Source organism: Chryseobacterium sp. AC405b (assembly GCF_979258685.1).
In genome coordinates this window covers 2,355,818-2,373,609 of the sequence record NZ_OZ409877.1, presented here as the reverse complement: position 1 = coordinate 2,373,609, position 17,792 = coordinate 2,355,818, and the positions used below count along the sequence as shown (strand labels likewise).

14 protein-coding genes are annotated in these 17,792 nt (G+C 33.3%); 4 read left to right on the top strand and 10 right to left on the bottom strand.

Annotated features, from left to right (window positions below; genetic code table 11):
* Position 1: 1 nt before the first annotated feature.
* Positions 2-733, bottom strand: coding sequence for a bifunctional demethylmenaquinone methyltransferase/2-methoxy-6-polyprenyl-1,4-benzoquinol methylase UbiE (ubiE, locus tag ACZZZA_RS11345; RefSeq protein ID WP_463431822.1), 732 nt, complete (start codon positions 731-733; stop codon positions 2-4).
* Positions 730-1,299, bottom strand: coding sequence for a hypothetical protein (locus ACZZZA_RS11340; protein WP_463431820.1), 570 nt, complete (start codon positions 1,297-1,299; stop codon positions 730-732). Before ACZZZA_RS11340 ends, ubiE begins: the two co-directional genes overlap by 4 nt.
* 100 nt (positions 1,300-1,399) lie before the next feature.
* Between ACZZZA_RS11340 and ACZZZA_RS11335 the strand changes: the two genes are divergently transcribed.
* Entirely contained in the window at positions 1,400-2,467 is a 1,068-nt protein-coding gene (locus tag ACZZZA_RS11335; protein ID WP_463431818.1) for a 3-oxoacyl-ACP synthase III family protein, read from the top strand.
* A gap of 66 nt (positions 2,468-2,533) precedes the next feature.
* The gene (locus ACZZZA_RS11330; protein WP_463431816.1) at positions 2,534-3,739 is read left to right on the top strand and encodes a metallophosphoesterase; all 1,206 of its coding nucleotides are present in this window, start codon (positions 2,534-2,536) and stop codon (positions 3,737-3,739) included.
* 50 nt (positions 3,740-3,789) lie between these two features.
* Here ACZZZA_RS11330 and ACZZZA_RS11325 read toward each other — a convergent pair whose 3' ends face one another.
* Together ACZZZA_RS11325 and ACZZZA_RS11320 are read right to left on the bottom strand one after the other, a co-directional pair.
* Positions 3,790-4,542, bottom strand: a complete 753-nt coding sequence (locus ACZZZA_RS11325; RefSeq protein ID WP_463431814.1) for a polysaccharide deacetylase family protein — start codon at positions 4,540-4,542, stop codon at positions 3,790-3,792.
* 86 nt (positions 4,543-4,628) lie between these two features.
* Positions 4,629-5,591: an NAD-dependent epimerase/dehydratase family protein gene (locus tag ACZZZA_RS11320; protein WP_463431812.1), complete on the bottom strand. Its 963-nt coding sequence runs from the start codon at positions 5,589-5,591 to the stop codon at positions 4,629-4,631.
* A gap of 92 nt (positions 5,592-5,683) precedes the next feature.
* Here ACZZZA_RS11320 and ggt point away from each other — a divergent pair, with 92 nt between their 5' ends.
* A complete protein-coding gene (gene ggt, locus ACZZZA_RS11315) occupies positions 5,684-7,369 on the top strand; it encodes a gamma-glutamyltransferase (protein ID WP_463431810.1) in 1,686 nt (561 codons plus the stop codon).
* 109 nt (positions 7,370-7,478) lie between these two features.
* Positions 7,479-8,759: a dicarboxylate/amino acid:cation symporter gene (locus ACZZZA_RS11310; RefSeq protein WP_463431808.1), complete on the top strand. Its 1,281-nt coding sequence runs from the start codon at positions 7,479-7,481 to the stop codon at positions 8,757-8,759.
* A 371-nt stretch (positions 8,760-9,130) separates the two neighbouring features.
* Here ACZZZA_RS11310 and ACZZZA_RS11305 read toward each other — a convergent pair whose 3' ends face one another.
* The 6 genes from ACZZZA_RS11305 to ACZZZA_RS11280 form a co-directional block, all read right to left on the bottom strand.
* Positions 9,131-10,021, bottom strand: coding sequence for a diacylglycerol/lipid kinase family protein (locus ACZZZA_RS11305; RefSeq protein ID WP_463431806.1), 891 nt, complete (start codon positions 10,019-10,021; stop codon positions 9,131-9,133).
* Positions 10,022-10,026: 5 nt separating this feature from the next.
* Entirely contained in the window at positions 10,027-10,851 is an 825-nt protein-coding gene (locus tag ACZZZA_RS11300; RefSeq protein WP_463431804.1) for an RsiV family protein, read from the bottom strand.
* Positions 10,852-10,931: 80 nt separating this feature from the next.
* A complete protein-coding gene (locus ACZZZA_RS11295) occupies positions 10,932-12,869 on the bottom strand; it encodes a DUF3857 domain-containing protein (protein WP_463431802.1) in 1,938 nt (645 codons plus the stop codon).
* Positions 12,870-13,003: 134 nt separating this feature from the next.
* Positions 13,004-14,680 carry a DUF3857 domain-containing protein gene (locus tag ACZZZA_RS11290; protein ID WP_463431800.1) on the bottom strand — a complete coding sequence of 559 codons (1,677 nt, stop codon included), beginning with the start codon at positions 14,678-14,680 and terminating at the stop codon, positions 13,004-13,006.
* A gap of 228 nt (positions 14,681-14,908) precedes the next feature.
* A complete protein-coding gene (gyrB, locus tag ACZZZA_RS11285) occupies positions 14,909-16,843 on the bottom strand; it encodes a DNA topoisomerase (ATP-hydrolyzing) subunit B (RefSeq protein WP_463431798.1) in 1,935 nt (644 codons plus the stop codon).
* A 1-nt stretch (position 16,844) separates the two neighbouring features.
* On the bottom strand, positions 16,845-17,720 hold the full coding sequence (locus ACZZZA_RS11280) for a hypothetical protein (protein ID WP_463431796.1): 876 nt from the start codon (positions 17,718-17,720) through the stop codon (positions 16,845-16,847).
* Positions 17,721-17,792 lie beyond the last annotated feature (72 nt).

The following is a 17,792-nucleotide window of genomic DNA, read 5'->3' as shown; positions in this document are numbered from 1 at the left end:
GTTACTTTGTTGCTTTATAAATTGTGGCTATACCTAAACTTAATTTTTTATATTCTACTTTTTTAAATCCTGTATCTAAAAGGATTTGTCTCATCTTTTCACCAAACGGAAAAGCATTTACAGAATCCGGAAGATAAGTATACGCCCTGTTGTCTTTAGAAACCAATCTTCCGATTGCCGGTAATATATTTTTGAAATAAAACATATAAAACGGTGCTAAAAAACCCTCTACTTTAGAAAACTCAAGTATATAAACACTCTTGTTTTCTTTTACCACTCTTCTTAGTTCTGCCAAACCTTTTGTAAGGTTTTCAAAATTTCTTACTCCAAATGCAACGGAAACAGCATCAAATCTATTGTCCTCGAAAAGTAAATTTTCTGCATCGCCTTTTTGCATAGAAATTTTGCCGTCTAATTTAAGTTTTTTTATTTTAATAACGCCAACATTTAACATTTGTTGCGATAAATCTAAACCAATTACCTGAGCATTCGTGCCTTTCTCTACAGCAATTGCGAGATCACCTGTTCCGGTAGCTACATCAAGAACTTCCTGAGGAGCATCTTCCTTCATCATCCTTACCAATGTATTTCTCCACAGCACATCTATTTTCATAGACAGAGCATGGTTTAGCAAATCGTATTTCGGTGCTATATTGTCGAACATTTCCTCTACCTGGCTTTTTTTCGTAGCCTCAGAGTTGTAGGGTGTTACTTTGTTGATATCGTTTGTCAAAACTTGTAATATTCTTTATAATAATTAAGGTAATCTTGCTTTCTGAAAATCTTTGACCGGGATTCTACTTTATCAATATTTTTTATTAATTGATCATAATCTTCATCTACATTATAATAAAAATCTTCTGTGTACAACTTATTGAAGTGTTTTGCACCTCCAAAATAAGGTTTTCCGTCGATGATTGTTTTATCCAACGCCAAAAGTAATGAATCTTTTTTAAGATTGTACCCATAATATTGACGATTAACATAATAATCCTTGTGAGCGATGTTAATAAGACCTCTTATTTTATTAACTTCAAATGCAGAATCATACAGCAACTTCTTATTCTGATCAAAAACTTTTATAGAGTTTTTTCCCATTTTAAGATCAACATTTACGTATTGTCCACCCGAAACAATGCCTTCTGAACCATTATTAATCTTATAATAATAGGTATCCGGTGTAGGATTATCTACAAGGTAGTAATTTTTTTTGGCTAAAAAAAAGAAGTAAACTCCAAAAGCAAGTACAAAGACCGCTACAGCAATTAATAACCCTTTAAGGGCCGGATTGTTTTTCATAGATTCTAGAGAACTATTTTTGCAAATTTAATAATATTTTTAATTCTTTCTTATTAATATTAATTATTAACTTTGCATCTTTATAAAATCATTTAAACGAATGCCGAATACGATTATTATTGGTTCTGGATCTTACATTCCCAACAGAGTTATTGGTAGAGATTATTTTCTAAATTCTGAATTTTATACCGATGAAGGCGACAAAATAGACAAGCCAAACGAAGAAATCATCTCAAAATTTGTAGAAATCACCGAAATTGAAAACAGAAGATACATCGAAGACGATACTTCCAGTTCCAAAATCGGCTATGAAGCAGCCAAAATAGCAATTTCAGATGCTAAAATAAATGGTGAAAATCTAGATTACATCATATATGCAAGTAATTTTGGCGAAGTAGGAGTAAATGGAGCTGCCAACTTTATGCCGAACATGGCAGCAAGAGTTAAAAATCATTTGGGCATCAAGAACAGAAAATGTATCACCTATGATATGATTTTCGGTTGTCCGGGTTGGGTGGAAGCAATGATTCTCGCAGACCATTTTATCAAAGCAGGTGTTGCAAAAACTATTTTGGTTGTAGGTTCAGAAACGTTAAGCCGTGTTACAGACCCTTACGACAGAAATAAAATGATTTTCGCAGATGGCGCAGGTGCAGTTGTTGTACAAGCTACAGATCAGGAAAATGTGGGTATTATTTCTCACAACACCATTTGCGACAATGGTATTGAATTAGAATATCTAAGAAACGGCGCATCAATCAATCAAAATTTTGACGAAAAGAAACTGTATATCAGAATGATGGGCAGAAAAATCTACGAATACGCCCTCAAAAATGTTCCTATAGCAATTAAAGAAACCATTGACAATGCAGGTTTATCTATCAATGACATTGATAAAGTTCTGATTCATCAGGCAAATGCAAAAATGGATTATGCCATGATCGACAGACTTCATAAACTTTATGATATCAAAGAATACGACCATGCTGTTTCTCCAATGACGATTCAGGAGTTTGGAAATTCTTCTGTAGCAACAATTCCTACCATGTTTGATCTAATCATTAAAGGAAAAATGGATGGTCATACGTTTAAAGAAAAAGGGAACATTGTGATGACTTCGGTAGGTGCCGGAATGAATATCAATGCGATCGTTTATAAATTTCCTTAAGACTTAAATTAATTTAAAATATTAAAAGCACAAAGGAGTTTCTTTTGTGCTTTTTTAAAACTTATTATGCAAAAAAATATTTTAATCATTGCTGCAATCTTCCTCTTTCTTGAGGTCTATATTTATCAGGCAATCAGAACATTAACTGATAATCTATGGTTAAGAATTGCCTACTGGGTCATCACTTTGTCGGTCTACGGAGTTTTTGCATATGAACTTTCTCATTTCCAGAGGTCAGACAGAGATGCGAACAGACCCCACTTGATGATCAGCCTGTTTCTTATTTTTATCTTACCTAAAATTTTCATCGTATTGCTTCTCTTAATTGATGATATTTTCAGAACAGGTGCTTATTTTGTTGGATTCTTAAAGCCTGACGAAAACTTTTTTCCCGAAAGAAGAAAATTTTTAAGTTTGGTAGGATTGGGTTTAAGCGGAGTGCTTTCCGGTTTGTTTATTGACGGAATTACTTTCGGAAAATACCGACATAAGGTAAGAAGAGTTAAAGTAAAAATTAAAAATCTTCCCCAAAGTTTTAAAGGATATAAAATCATTCAGATCTCAGACGTTCACAGTGGGAGTTTTTCAGACCCTAGTAAACTGGAACACGCAATTGATCTCATCAATGAGCAAAACCCTGATTTGGTATTATTTACGGGTGATATGGTGAATAATGTTTCTGAAGAATTCAAACCATTTATTCCACTTTTTTCTAAAATTAAAGCAAGAGACGGCAAGTTCGCAGTCTTAGGAAATCATGATTACGGTGATTACGTGACTTGGGATTCACCCGTTGCCAAAAAACTAAATCTCGATCAATTAATTGAATACGAAAGACAGGCAGGTTTTGAAATGTTGATGAATGAAAACCGTGCGATCGACAGAAACGGAGAAAAACTATACATTTTAGGCGTAGAAAACTGGGGACTGAAGCCATTTCCACAATTTGGAAAAATCGATAAAGCTTTAGAAAACGTTCCGCAAAACGCCGCAAAAATATTAATGAGCCATGACCCTACTCATTTCGATAATGTGGTTAAAAAACACCCAGCTGACATCAGTTTAACACTTTCCGGTCACACGCACGGAATGCAGTTTGGATTGGATTTAAAGAACATTAAATGGTCACCTGTACAATATCGCTATCCAAAATGGGCAGATTTATATGAGAGCGAAGGAAAATTATTGTATGTAAACCGCGGTTTTGGGGTTTTAGGTTACCCAGGAAGAGTTGGAGTTTTACCGGAAATTACTTTGTTGGAACTATCTTAAATCCAATTCAGGATTTGTCAGGATTTGAATTTTTAATTTTGGATTTTGGATTAAAAAATATAATCTTTCATTCTCGAAGTCGCCAACTCCTTTTCATTAATCCAGGTTAGAAAATCTTCTAATTTGTCTTCCATTTTTTTACCGCAGTTGTAGCTTCTGTAAAACGGAACTTTAAACTGATGTTTTTTCACATCGGTAAATTGCCACGATTCTAGATAAACCAACACGAAATCATCATTCTTTAAAGTTTCAAAAACCATATTCTGGTAATACTTCATAGGCAATACCTGAAATACAAAATCATTATAAGGAAGCTGGCTGTATGGTGAGATACTTTCCGGAACAATACTGATTCCGTTATCTTCAGTGATTTCAGAATTTCTTTTAAGACGTTTAAAAGGAAACAAAATATCAGCGTTATCAATATTTGAAATATAATTGAATCCCATTAATTTCAAATCAGATTCGGCAGCTTTAAACTCTTTCTGGCGAATGCCTTTAATCTGTTTTTCCAGAAAATCTTCTGCACTCTTTTTGGCTTCTTCAATTTGTAAAGCTGAAGAGTTTTTATTGTAAAAAGCAATTTCATGCCCTCGAACAGAAATTGCTTTTATCAAATTTTTAATTCTTTCTACAATAGAAATTTCTATAAAGAAACTTGCCTTTATTTCATGAAGGTCCAAAATTCTTAAAACAGATTTTGTATTAGCTTCTGTGATCACCAACCTTTCATCATCTGAAATCTGAATACCGTTTTTGGTTTCAGATTCAATGTTTATTAAATTAAAGGTCAGTAAAATCATTTAAACTAAATTTTATATAAAAATTATAAAATATTATTAATCAATAGTTAAAATACGTTTTAATTAAAGTAAAATCTATGTAGATATTACTTACCTAATTTAACTTTAAGATTCTTAATCATATCTTGAGACATTTCAGAAATTCCGAAATCGTAAGTAAGTCCCCAATCTTTTTTGGCTATAGAATCGTCAATAGAAGAAGGCCATGAATCTGCAATTGCCTGTCTGAAATCTGGCTTATAATCAATTTCAAATTCAGGAATTACTTTCTTAATTTCAGCTGCAAGTTCTTTTGGAGTAAAAGACATTCCGCCTAAATTATAAGAAGAACGAACGGTTACCTTTTCTTTTGGAGCTTCCATTAATTTCAAAGTTGCATTAATGGCATCTTCCATATACAACATCGGCATTGCTGTATCTTCCGAGATGAAACTTGTATATTTCCCCTCTTCCACTGCTTCGTAAAAAATCTCTACAGCATAATCAGTTGTTCCTCCACCTGCAGGAGTTTTCCACGAGATCAATCCGGGATATCTTATGCTTCTTACATCAACTCCATATTTGTCAAAATAATATTCACACCATTTTTCTCCTGCCATTTTTGAAATTCCATACACTGTTGTAGGATTTAAAACAACATCTTGAGCAACATCATTTTTAGGAATTCCTTTGCCGAAAACAGCGATAGAGCTTGGCCAGAAAATCTTCTGAAGCAAACCTTCTTTCGCCATTTCACAAAAATGAAGAAGAGGCTCAAGATTCAGTTTCCATGCAAAAACAGGCTGCTTTTCTGATGTTCCTGAAAGAAGTGATGCTAAGTGATAAACTGTTGTGATTTCGTAATCTTTGATAACCTGTCTCACCAATTGTGTATTGGTAACATCCATTCTTTCGTAATAACCGGCAGAGGTCATTCCGTTTTGGTATCTGTCAAGCCCTGAAGCAACTACATTTTCGGCTCCGTGAATTTCTACAAGTCTGTTCGTAAGCTCGGTTCCGATTTGACCTAAAGCTCCTGTAATCAATATTTTTTCCGTGAAGGACTCCATTTTTTTATTTATTATTAGATGAATAGAAGCAAAAATAAAGATTTTGAATACTATAAGAAAACAAAATTGTAAATTCGGGTATAATATTTATCATGAAAAAAGTTTTATTCGTCTTATTCATCGTCTCACAATCAGTTTCAGCACAATTTACTGACTTCAACATCGTAAAAGAAGTAAAGGTAAAAAACAAAGGGGTTGTTGTTTCGGCACACCCTTTAGCAAGCGAAGCCGGAGCAAAAATCCTGAAAATGGGAGGAAATGCCTTTGATGCGATTATTGCCACACAATATGCTCTTGCGGTTGTTTACCCTCAAGCCGGGAACATTGGCGGCGGCGGGTTTTTGGTTGGAGTAAAAAACAATGGGGAAAAATTCAGCCTGGATTATCGTGAAACAGCTCCGAAAAAAGCTACAAGAGATATGTATCTTGATAAGAAAGGAAACGCCAATACCGATTTATCTCAAAACGGCAGATTAGCGGTAGGAATTCCGGGAAGTGTTGCCGGTTTTTTTGCAACTTTAAAATATGGAAAGCTTCCTATGGAGAAATTGATTCAGCCGGCAATTGATCTGGCTGAAAAAGGCTTTGCCATTACTGAACAGGAAGCCAATTTATTAAATTCAAATAAACAAAACTTCCAGACACATAATCAGTCTTCTCTGGTTTTCGTAAATGTTAGGCTTTGGAAATCAGGTGACTTACTTATTCAGAAAGACTTGTCAGAAACTTTAAAACTGATTCAAAAATTGGGCTTAAAAGGTTTTTATGAAGGGAAAACTGCTGAACTTTTAGTTGCTGAAATGAAAAAAGGAAACGGAATCATTACTTTGGAAGATTTAAAAAACTACAAAGTTGCCGAAAGGAAGCCTTTAGAATTTAATTATAAAGGAAATCAGGTCGTATCAATGCCTTTGCCATCAAGCGGTGGAATTCTGTTAGCACAGATGCTGAAAATGTCCGGTTTTGAAAATTTGGAAAAATATCAGCAAAATTCTACGGAAGCCGTTCAGATTATGGTTGAAGCTGAGAGAAGAGCTTATGCCGATCGTGCAGAATATATGGGTGATCCTGACTTCATCCAAGATAAAACTTCTTATTTGATTTCTGATGAATATCTTAAAAAGCGCTGGAAAAGTTTCAGTTTTAATAAAGCGACACCAAGTTCTGAAGTCGGGAAAATCATCAGACAACCAAAAGAATCTACAGAAACTACACATATTTCGATTATAGATAAAGACGGTAACGCAGCTGCGGTAACTACTACTTTAAATGGTTTGTATGGCAGTAAAGTCGTTGTTTCAGGTGCTGGATTTTTCCTGAATAACGAAATGGATGATTTCTCGGTAAAGCCGGGCGTTCCCAATATGTTTGGAGCCGTTGGCGGTGAGGCAAATTCTATCCAACCGAATAAAAGGATGCTTTCATCAATGACTCCTACGATTGTTTTAAAAAATGAGAAACCCTACATGGTTGTGGGAACTCCCGGCGGAACAACGATTCCAACTTCTGTCTATCAGTCGATTGTAAATGTAGTAGATTTTAAACTGAATGCAAATCTCTCTGTTAATTCTCCGAAATTTCATCATCAATGGTTACCTGAAATGGTTGCTTTCGAGAAAAACTTTCCCGAAACTACAATTAAAGATTTGGAAAAAATTGGTTATAAAGCTGAAAGATGGGGACAGATTGGCAGAACAGAAATAATCTTGATTGATGATCAAGGAAATATTCATGCAGTTGCGGATGGACGTGGTGACGATTCTGTGGCTGTGGAATGATGGTATTATTAACTCTTTAAAAATTTAATAAAGAAATTAAAATTTTACCTGAGAAAATTCAGAATATAAAACTTATTTTATTACTTTTCAACATCAATACATAAATCTTTTGAAAACAAAAAAAATATACCAGCAGCTTTACTTTCAGGTAATTATCGCCATCATTGCAGGGATTCTTTTAGGGAAATTTTATCCAGAACTGGGTGAAAAAATGAAACCTTTGGGAGATGGTTTTATCAAACTCGTAAAAATGATCATTGCTCCGGTTATTTTCATTACACTGACTTTGGGAATAGCTCACATGACAGACCTTAAAAAAGTTGGAAAAATTGCCGTAAAAGCAATGATTTATTTTTTCACTTTCTCTACTTTAGCTCTAATCATCGGATTAATTGTCGGAAATCTCTTACAGCCAGGTTCGGGTTTAAATATTGATCCGGCGAGTCTCTCGGGTGACGTTTCTCAATATCAACAAAAAGCACATGATACAACGTTGACAGGTTTTATCATGAATATCATTCCTGAGACACTGTTTAGTCCGCTGGTTGGTGATAACATCCTTCAGGTACTTTTAGTAGCCATTCTGATGGGAGTTGCATTGGTCTTAACGAAAGAAAAAAGCCAAAGAATTACCGATTTTCTACAGGATCTGGCAACTCCTGTTTTCAAAATTGTTCATATGCTCATGAAACTGGCACCAATCGGAGCGTTTGGAGCAATGGCTTTCACAATAGGAAAATATGGTTTGGCATCTGTTTTAAATTTAATTTTTCTGGTTGGTACTTTTTACATCACTTCTATTTTATTTGTTGTTTTAGTTTTAGGTTCTGTTGCTTGGTATAATGGTTTTAGTATTTTTAAACTGATGTATTATCTGAAGGAAGAACTTCTTCTGGTATTGGGAACAAGTTCATCAGAATCTGCCCTTCCGGGAATTATGGATAAACTTGAAAAAGCAGGATGTTCAAAAGCAATAGTAGGTTTGGTAGTACCTACCGGGTATTCTTTCAATCTGGACGGAACTAATATTTATATGACGCTTGCTTCACTTTTCATCGCACAAGCTTTAAATATTGATCTTTCTTTAGAAAAACAATTGATGCTGCTTTTAGTAGCTATGCTAAGTTCTAAAGGCGCAGCCGGAGTTACAGGAGCAGGCTTTGTCACTTTAGCAGCAACCTTGGCGGTAGTCCCCGAAATTCCAATAGCGGGAATGACTTTAATTTTAGGTATTGATAAATTTATGAGTGAATGTCGTGCTCTTACCAATGTTGTCGGAAATTCAGTAGCAACCGTAGTTGTAGCCAATTGGGAAAAGCAATTAGACAAAAAACAGCTGCAATATTGTCTGGATAATCCTAATAAAATTGAAGAAAAACTTGAGGTTTAATTTTAAAAATACGGAAAGATTGAGATAATCATTCCATGTTTTTATTCAGGATATTTATGACAAAATCTAGATATAAAAATTAAATAATATTTGAAAAAAATCTACATTGGAATAGGAATTAATTTTTTTTTATTAAATTTGTACTACATTATCATTTAATAATGGTAATTTTTTTTCATCATTTGTGTTTTTAAGCCTTCTTCATTGAAGGCTTTTTTGTTTTAATATTATGATTCCTTACTAAAAACTACATTTGAAAAATATCAAACAAATCTATCACATTTATTTAAAGCATGCAGGATGTAGGTTGATAAGTATTTTATCCAATTTGCTAAGAGGAAACAAATTATTCATTAAAAATAATCAAAAAATTAAATTAGAATTGTAAGGCTGGAAGGCTGTACTTTGATGTGAATCGGAGATTTTATTTTATTGAATTCCCCGTCAAGATGCCAATTTTTTGTATTGACCTTAAATTCAATTTCAGACACAGGAAGATAGGTAATGTATTCATCTTCTTTAAGCTTTTTCGTAAACATTCTAAAAGCGAATAACGGAGAATAAATAAGCGGAAATTTTTTCACCAAGACCATATCAACTAAACCATCACTTTTACTCGCCATCGGTGCAATGTAAGCATGGTTACCAAACTGGCGTGTGTTTGCAATATTGATCATCAAATATTTACCATTATATTGCTGATACTTTTCATCAAAAAATTTCAACTTAATCGGCTTGTAGCTAAAAAATGTTTTGAGTGAAACCTTTATGTAATTTTTAAAACCACGATTGGTCTTTTCAAATTCTTTTACCACTTTTCCATCGAATCCTGTTCCGGATACATTGATAGAAAGTCTATCATTAACGGTGAATGTATCAATTTTTCTGGATTTCTTTTGCTTTAATTTTTCTAATAATTCATCTAAATTTTTACTGAACTGTGTTTCATTAGAAAAACCATTTCCCGATCCGGCAGGAAAAATAGCCAAGATTTTATCTGTGTTGATAAGATTTTGTGCAACGGTAGAAATCGTTCCGTCGCCTCCTATCGCTACAAAAACATCGATATGGAGAAAATGTAGCTGAATAAATTCCTGAGTTCCGAGAATCGATTCTGAAATATAGTATAACGGATTTTCAACTTTATTTTTCAGCTCATTGAGAAATGGCTGATAATTCTTTTTCGCTGAAAAAGGATTGATGATAAAGGCTACTTTTTCCATTGTGACAAAAGTAAAAAATGCTTCCTGATTTGGAAGCATTAATATTAGTTAATTTTCATTCTTTCTTTAAATTGGGGAGCCAAAGTATCTTTTAACTCCTCCCACGAGACAGGGATTATTATATCTCCGGCAGCAAAAGCCGCAATTTCGTAAGGACTGTAATGGAAATACAGGTTTTTTTCGTCAAAATAAAAATTATCATTTGCCGGAATTGACTCCAACAAAAGCATATCTGAATTTTTTACCGCACCTTCAGATTTAGTCGTTCCACTTGGGATATTGTTAATATTCTTCATCAAAAGTGCTTCTAATCTGGCTTTCGGCATTGTCGTAATGTCTTTCAGCTGAACTTTTTTATTGGTTTTTAAATCAAAAACCCGTTCAACAAAACCATAGTTTTCATGTGCTCCACCTTCGTATGATGAAAATAAATATTCAATCTGAAGAAAATCATTAGCATTAGATTTCAGTTTCATAGAAGCAGTTGTATTCCAAGTCTGCGGATATTGGATATCATTAATCCATTCAGTACTTTTACTTTTCACCGACTCAAAATAATCATTTTTGTCATTATTTAAAAAAGTCTGCAATCCGTTTTTTGAAAAGTCTGCAATTCCTTTTTTGTCATAATAGATACTGTCTAAAAGCGATTTGTCTTCAATATTTGGAAAAACAAGCATTTTGGCGTCGTATTTTACTGAAAGTTTATCATTCACTTTTACAGAATCATTAATTTTTACAGAATCAATTACAAACTTCTGAGAAGATTTTTCTTTTGTTTCTGCTTCAAAATTTTTCGAATCTGTTTTCTTACACGATGTAAAGACAAAAAGGATTGAAAGTAATGCAGCTGCGATATTTTTTTTCATAAATTTTATTTCTGTTTACAATGCAAAAACCATTCAAAAAGATGAATGGTTTTTAAATATTTTGAAAAAAATGTGAAGCATTATTTTTTAATTAAACTCATCACCTGATTTTCACTGTCTGAAATTACTTTCCAGATTTGTTTAAAAGCAGGATAATATTCTTTCGGGTAATCTGAGCTTTCAATTTTAAATTCCGAAACCGTCAAAATTTTATTTCCTTTTCTTTCCACAACATAAGAATAGCTGATTTCTTTGTCTTCTGTAACAATTTTTTTGCTTTTAGGTAATTCTGCAATATCATAACCTTCGGGAATTTCTATTTCCACAACTTTCGTCTTATAAATTGGCGAAATAAAATCGATCATGTATTTTCTTTCCTCCTGCTGATCAAAATCATTGCTAGTCTGATGTAAAAACAACAGCGGATTAATGATTTTTCTCTTACCTAAATTATCAATCATATTGTTGGATGTAAACTTCATTGTTGATCTGAATTCGCCATTATCCAAAACCCTTGAACTGATATTAGAAAAATCTACTGAAAAATTTTCTTTGTACTGTTTTGAGTATTTTTCAGGATTTTCGTCATAGCTTTCTTGAGCATTTAAGGCTAACAAACCTTCATCCTGATCTTGATATTCTCCTGTAACTGTACCATCAGCATCAATTTTTGCTTTTGTAGTATGAAAAGAATAGCTTGGTTTAATATTATTTAAAGAGATCACTTCAGCTTTATCATCTCTTAACAAAACTCCGTTGTTATTCCATACTCTGCCGGGAAGTATTCCTTCTTTCGACTGTTTTGAAGTGGCATCAAAAAGGTAAATATTCTTATCAATTTCTACAGCTGCAATTACGTAATTAAAGTTACCTACGTTTGGAAAAGTAAGATTTACATGACCGTTTCCTACAGTAGAAATTAAAATAGGATAAGATTTTATGCCCTGACTTCTCATCATATTGATCAGCATCAGATTAAGATCACCTGTATTTCCTGTTTTGGTTTTCGCCAGTTCTTTGAGACCGCTTTCTGTATAAAAACCTGTCGTGTGGTTCCATGTGAAAGTATTTTTTACGAAATCAAAAATTGAATTTGCTTTTTTCAGTTCGTCTTTTTCCTCAGAAATATTTTTTGGAAGCAAATCTTTTACAAGTTTATCTTTCTTGTACTGCAAGCCAAATTCTTCATCTTCCCAAAGCTTTTTTCTGATGTCTTCCCAAGTCGAAGTATATGTCTTCAAACCATTATTGAAGAATGTAGAATGCAGCTCTGCTCTTATCTTGGTTCTGTAGTTATCATTATTCTTAACAAATTTTTCAGTTTTAAATGCCTTTACATTTTCATATGCGAACCTGTATGTTTTAGAATCTGCTCCATATAAAAACTCTTCACCGACTTTCTGATTCTTAGGCTTTAAACTACCAGTGAAATCAATATGGTACGACATATTTGTGGGAGAATCGAGTATATATTCTGTGTACATCGAAGGTGTGTCTACTTCAATATAGATCATGGGAAGCTCATACATAAAAGGTGATGCCACTTCATACTGATATTCAATCACCGATCCGTTTTTTATATTAGGAAAAGCAAACTTCGTAATGGTAACATACTTATTTTCCTTCGATTTGAATTTAGAACTTTTATCGACTTTAGTTTCTGCAATTTTACCGTCTTCAAGATTGTAAACATAAGCTTTCACAGAATTTAATGTTTCGCGGCTATTAGAATTATTTTCTCGTAAGGGAATATCAAGATTCAGCCATTCTTCAGATTTATCTTTGTCGTAAATTTTTACCCGATAGGCGTATTTTTTTATAAGTAGTCCGTTATAAGGATCTACCCGATAGTGTACGGATCTATAAAGAATTTCTGCAGGGGCTTTTTCATCAATTGCAGATTTTGTTTTATTCAAATCTTCAATGCTGAACTTAGGCATTTTTAAGAATTCATGTTTTTGTGCAAAAATCACTGTGTTTATCATGACTGCACAAAATAGTAAAAGACACTTCTTCATCTTACGATTTTTTGGATATTAGTATTTTTGAATTGTCAGCACCCATTATTTTTTTTCTGAAACTGACATATTCATTATATTTTTCTTTTGAGTAAATTCCTTTTTTTATACTTATATTTCTTTTGACAATAATTTTATCTTTCTTTTTTTTCAAATGAGATAATATATGTACCGAAATCGGATGTCAGAAGTCCGTTTTGGGGCATTTCTTCTACTACATAATTTGCCGGAATTTGATATATAATCTCATAATCGTCTTCGTAAGAAAACCTGTTTTCAAAAGGCAACAGACGGTTTTCATCCTCATGAAAAAAACCTGTGGTATAAATAGGTACAGCTCTGAAGATATAACTGTCACCCATCATTTTAGAATAATTGGAAGCTTTAAAATTTAAATCGAAATCTATTGAAGCCAAATCTTTATTATTAACAAAGTTATTTACTTCAACATTTTCAAAATTCAGACTTGAAAATTTAGATTTCATTGCTTCGTTTTTATCTTTCTGTGAAAGTGAAACATAAGATAAATTAAAATCATATTGATTACCAGTGTACGTAAATTTCCCTTTTCCAGAGATCGTTTTATCCGGATTGATCTGAATATTCAGAACCTGTCTTTCTTTACTTTGCTGTGACGTGTATGATGGAGTTTCCATAATATCAATCCCTGTAGATTTTACAGCCAAAACATTTCTGTCTGTGGTACTGTAACTTAAATGATTGAAAGCAATATCCTGAGAAGTATTCTCTAACCAAATATTTCCTTTCTCGGTAGGAATTACCAAAATCACATGATTACCAGCCATTTTAGGAAAGTCGACATCAAAACTTATCGGTGAAGTATTTGAGTTGATAATGGCATAGTAAGAAGGAATCCCAGCTTCATCCAAAAGAGTTTTCATATAATTACTCAAACCTTTGCAATCTCCATAGCCTTTTTTTTGAACTTCATCCGGCATCATGGGTTGCCAACCGCCAATTCCTAATGCTACAAAAATGTACCGGGTTTTACTCTGCATGTACTGAAAGATTTTTTTCACTTTATCTTCCGTACTTCCTGAAAGATTGAGTGCAGCAATTTCAGATTTGATCTGCGGTGTGGAAACAGAAACAGGTGTTAAAAGATTTTGATAATACCAAAGTCCGAAATCTTTCCATGAAGTTATGTTACCTTTTTTACCCACTAAATTGAACTGATCCAAAGAGAAACTTACTTTGGGCAAAATCTTCTGCGGATTAGGAACTAATTCTACTTGATCAATTGCGGGAACATTCTGGTAGGAATACGTTTTCTCGTTTCCGCTATCATTAACCGTTGCTACCGTATATTTGTAAGGCGATTCGTAAGTTTTAGTACGTAAATTAATTCCTGATTTATTGATAATCTTAAAACTGCTTTTTTCTAAAGAAATGTTGTACGAATTAAAAGGCGCAAAATCAGGAAGAAAAACAGTGTTCTGATCTTTCTGGTCATAGCTAAACTCTACAGTATAAGGAAAAGATGTCGGTGTAAAAGGCAGAACCATCACTCTGCTGTCTGAGTAAAATGTACCTTGAGAATTCGCTGCCATATCTGTAAAGTCACTTTTGGAATAACTTTTCAGCTTAGCACCTTTTTCATCAAAGACTGTTACTTTCACATTTGAAACAACATCTCCTTTCTCATAAAAAATCTTAGGAATAGAAAAACTGATTGCATCTTTGTTTAAAATCGTAATTACAGATAAATTTTTGTAGACGATTTCATCAATTTTATTTATTTCTACAATAGTACTTTCATTTCTGATAACAGCACTGGCATTTTTCTTCAAATTTGCGCCAATTTCTGAGACAGGATAACTTTGTGCAAAATAAACAGATGCCTAAGAGAAAGCACCTAAACAAAGGATTTTCACCATGAATATTAATTTTTTACAAAAATATAAAAAATCTTAATAAAATGTTAAAATATTATCTATAATATGAGAAATATTATTTTATAGATAAAAAAAAGACTTCATTTTTATGAAGTCTTTAAAATGTTTTTTATAAAAAACCGATTAAACGTCGATCTTCGCATATTTTGCATTCTTTTCGATAAATTCTCTTCTTGGCGGAACCTCATCTCCCATCAACATTGAGAAAACAGAATCTGCTTCAACAGCATTATCAATGGTTACCTGTTTCAGAATTCTGTGATCAGGGTTGAGTGTTGTTTCCCAAAGCTGTTCAGGATTCATTTCCCCAAGACCCTTATAACGCTGAACTTCAACACCTTTCCCATCTGGAGCCATTTCTAAAGTAAATTCTTCACGCTCTTTTTCGTTATAAGCATATACTTTTTTATTTCCTTTCTTTAGTAAATATAACGGTGGTTGAGCGATGTAAATGTATCCGTTCTCAATCAATTCTTTCATAAATCTAAAGAAGAAAGTAAGAATCAAAGTAGAAATGTGAGAACCGTCGATATCCGCATCGGTCATAATCACTACTTTATGGTATCTTAGCTTAGCCATATTCAAGGCTTTGCTGTCTTCTTCAGTTCCTACGGAAACACCTAAAGCGGTATAAATATTTTTAATTTCTTCGTTATCGTACACTTTGTGAAGCATTGATTTCTCAACATTCAGAATCTTACCTCTTAACGGAAGAATTGCCTGAAAATGTCTGTCTCTACCCTGCTTTGCAGTTCCACCTGCCGAATCTCCCTCTACTAAGAACAATTCAGATTCTGCAGGATCTTTTGATGAACAGTCAGAAAGTTTTCCTGGTAAACCGGAACCTCCCATTGGAGATTTTCTCTGAACCATTTCACGAGCTTTTTTCGCAGCCTGTCTAGCTTTTGCAGCTAAAACAACTTTCTGAACGATAATTTTAGCTTCGTTTGGATTTTCTTCTAAGAAGTTGGTCAACATTTCACCAACGATCTTATCAACCGCACCTGAAACTTCAGAGTTTCCTAATTTCGTTTTAGTCTGACCTTCAAACTGAGGCTCCATCACTTTTACAGAAATCACCGCAGTTAAACCTTCGCGGAAATCATCTCCTGTAATCTCTACTTTTTCTTTAGCAGGAATTCCTAAATCGTCAGCATATTTTTTCAGGGTTCTCGTCAAAGCACGTCTGAAACCTGCTAAGTGAGTTCCCCCTTCATGGGTATTGATATTATTAACGTAAGAGTGAAGATTTTCGTTAAACGAAGTATTGTATCGCATCGCAACTTCCACAGGAATGTCATCCCTTTCACCTTCCATGAAAATTACGTTTTCCATGATAGATTCTCTGTTTCCGTCGATATATTCTACAAATTCTTTTAATCCACCTTCAGAATGGAACACTTCAAAAGCAAAAGATCCGTCATCATTAGGTTCTCTTTCATCTACAAGTGTGATCGTAATTCCTTTGTTCAAAAAAGAAAGTTCACGCATTCTTGCTGCAAGCGTATCATAGTTGTAAACTAATTCCTGAAAAATAGTTCCGTCCGGCTGAAAGAAAACTTCAGTTCCTCTTTCATCAGTAGTTCCTATCTCGGCAACATCTGCCAATGCTTTTCCTTCAGAATATTTTTGCTGGTATAATTTACCGTCACGACTTACCGTTGCGACCAGTAAAGTTGAAAGTGCATTCACACAAGAAACACCCACTCCATGAAGACCTCCCGATACTTTATAAGAATCTTTATCAAATTTTCCTCCGGCTCCGATTTTTGTCATTACAACCTCTAAAGCCGATTTTTGTTCTTTTTCGTGAAGATCAACAGGAATTCCTCTACCATTATCTTTTACAGAGATACTTTCTCCCTTATGTATTGTTACTAAAATAGTATCACAGTATCCTGCTAAAGCTTCATCAATAGAGTTATCTACTACTTCATAAACCAAATGATGAAGACCTCTTACTCCTACATCTCCAATGTACATTGATGGTCTTAATCGAACGTGTTCCATGCCTTCTAATGCCTGGATACTACTAGCTGTATATTGTTTTTGACTCATATTATTGATTGCTCTTTCTAAATTTAAATATATTTTTTAATTTATAATTATAATTGAATGTATTCTCTTTTTTAAAATGTATTTGCACTTCCATTCTGTCTGGATAAAGAAAAAGTTCAATATCTTTAATCTCATTTTTTTTCACTCCTATCTCTCCTACTTCTTGTTTACCTGTAAGAGTGTTCTGATAGTTGCTTATAAATTTAAAGTCTGAAGACATACTGTCTATAAATGGAGTGATTTTAAATATAAAAACATACGTTTTCAATTTAAAATCATAAGTCAAATTATGTTCAATCTTATTGATATAAAAAGAGATATCTGATTTATCATTTTTATTTTTTTCATAAAAGAATTGATTTGGGAGTTCCAGTTTCAAATCTTTTTGAGGAATATCAATACTTCCTCTCGGAAGAATGTATTCATTAGTCACATTTTCCACACTATTATTCCAAATGCCACTAAAAAAATCATTTAGATTCTTTCTGGTTTTATCTTCATCAGAAGTTGCTAAATATGCTTTATAAGGTGCAAAATTACAATCGGAATTTGGCATTTTGCTATTAATTTCCTTGCATAATCTTCTCATCAATCCTGGAGATTCACTATCAAAATTTTCATCAATATGAATATTATTAGCCTTATTAACATCTCTGATAAACTGTACAGAATTATCAATTTTACTGTTAAAATTAGCTACTTTCATATTGAAAAAATGAGCTAAAAGCTGCTCATCAGTGATATTACCAAAAAACTTCATATAAAAGAAGTTAGTCGTATTATTACGTGGATTATAAGTCTGAAAATCTACAGTTCCTTTAGGTGCCTTCCAAGTACTATTAGCCCTTACTGATACCGTAGAAATAGACTTTCCCATCATTTTACTATTCATTTGTGGCACAATCACAAATCCGGTACCAAGAAAATCATATATTTTATTTTCAAAGAA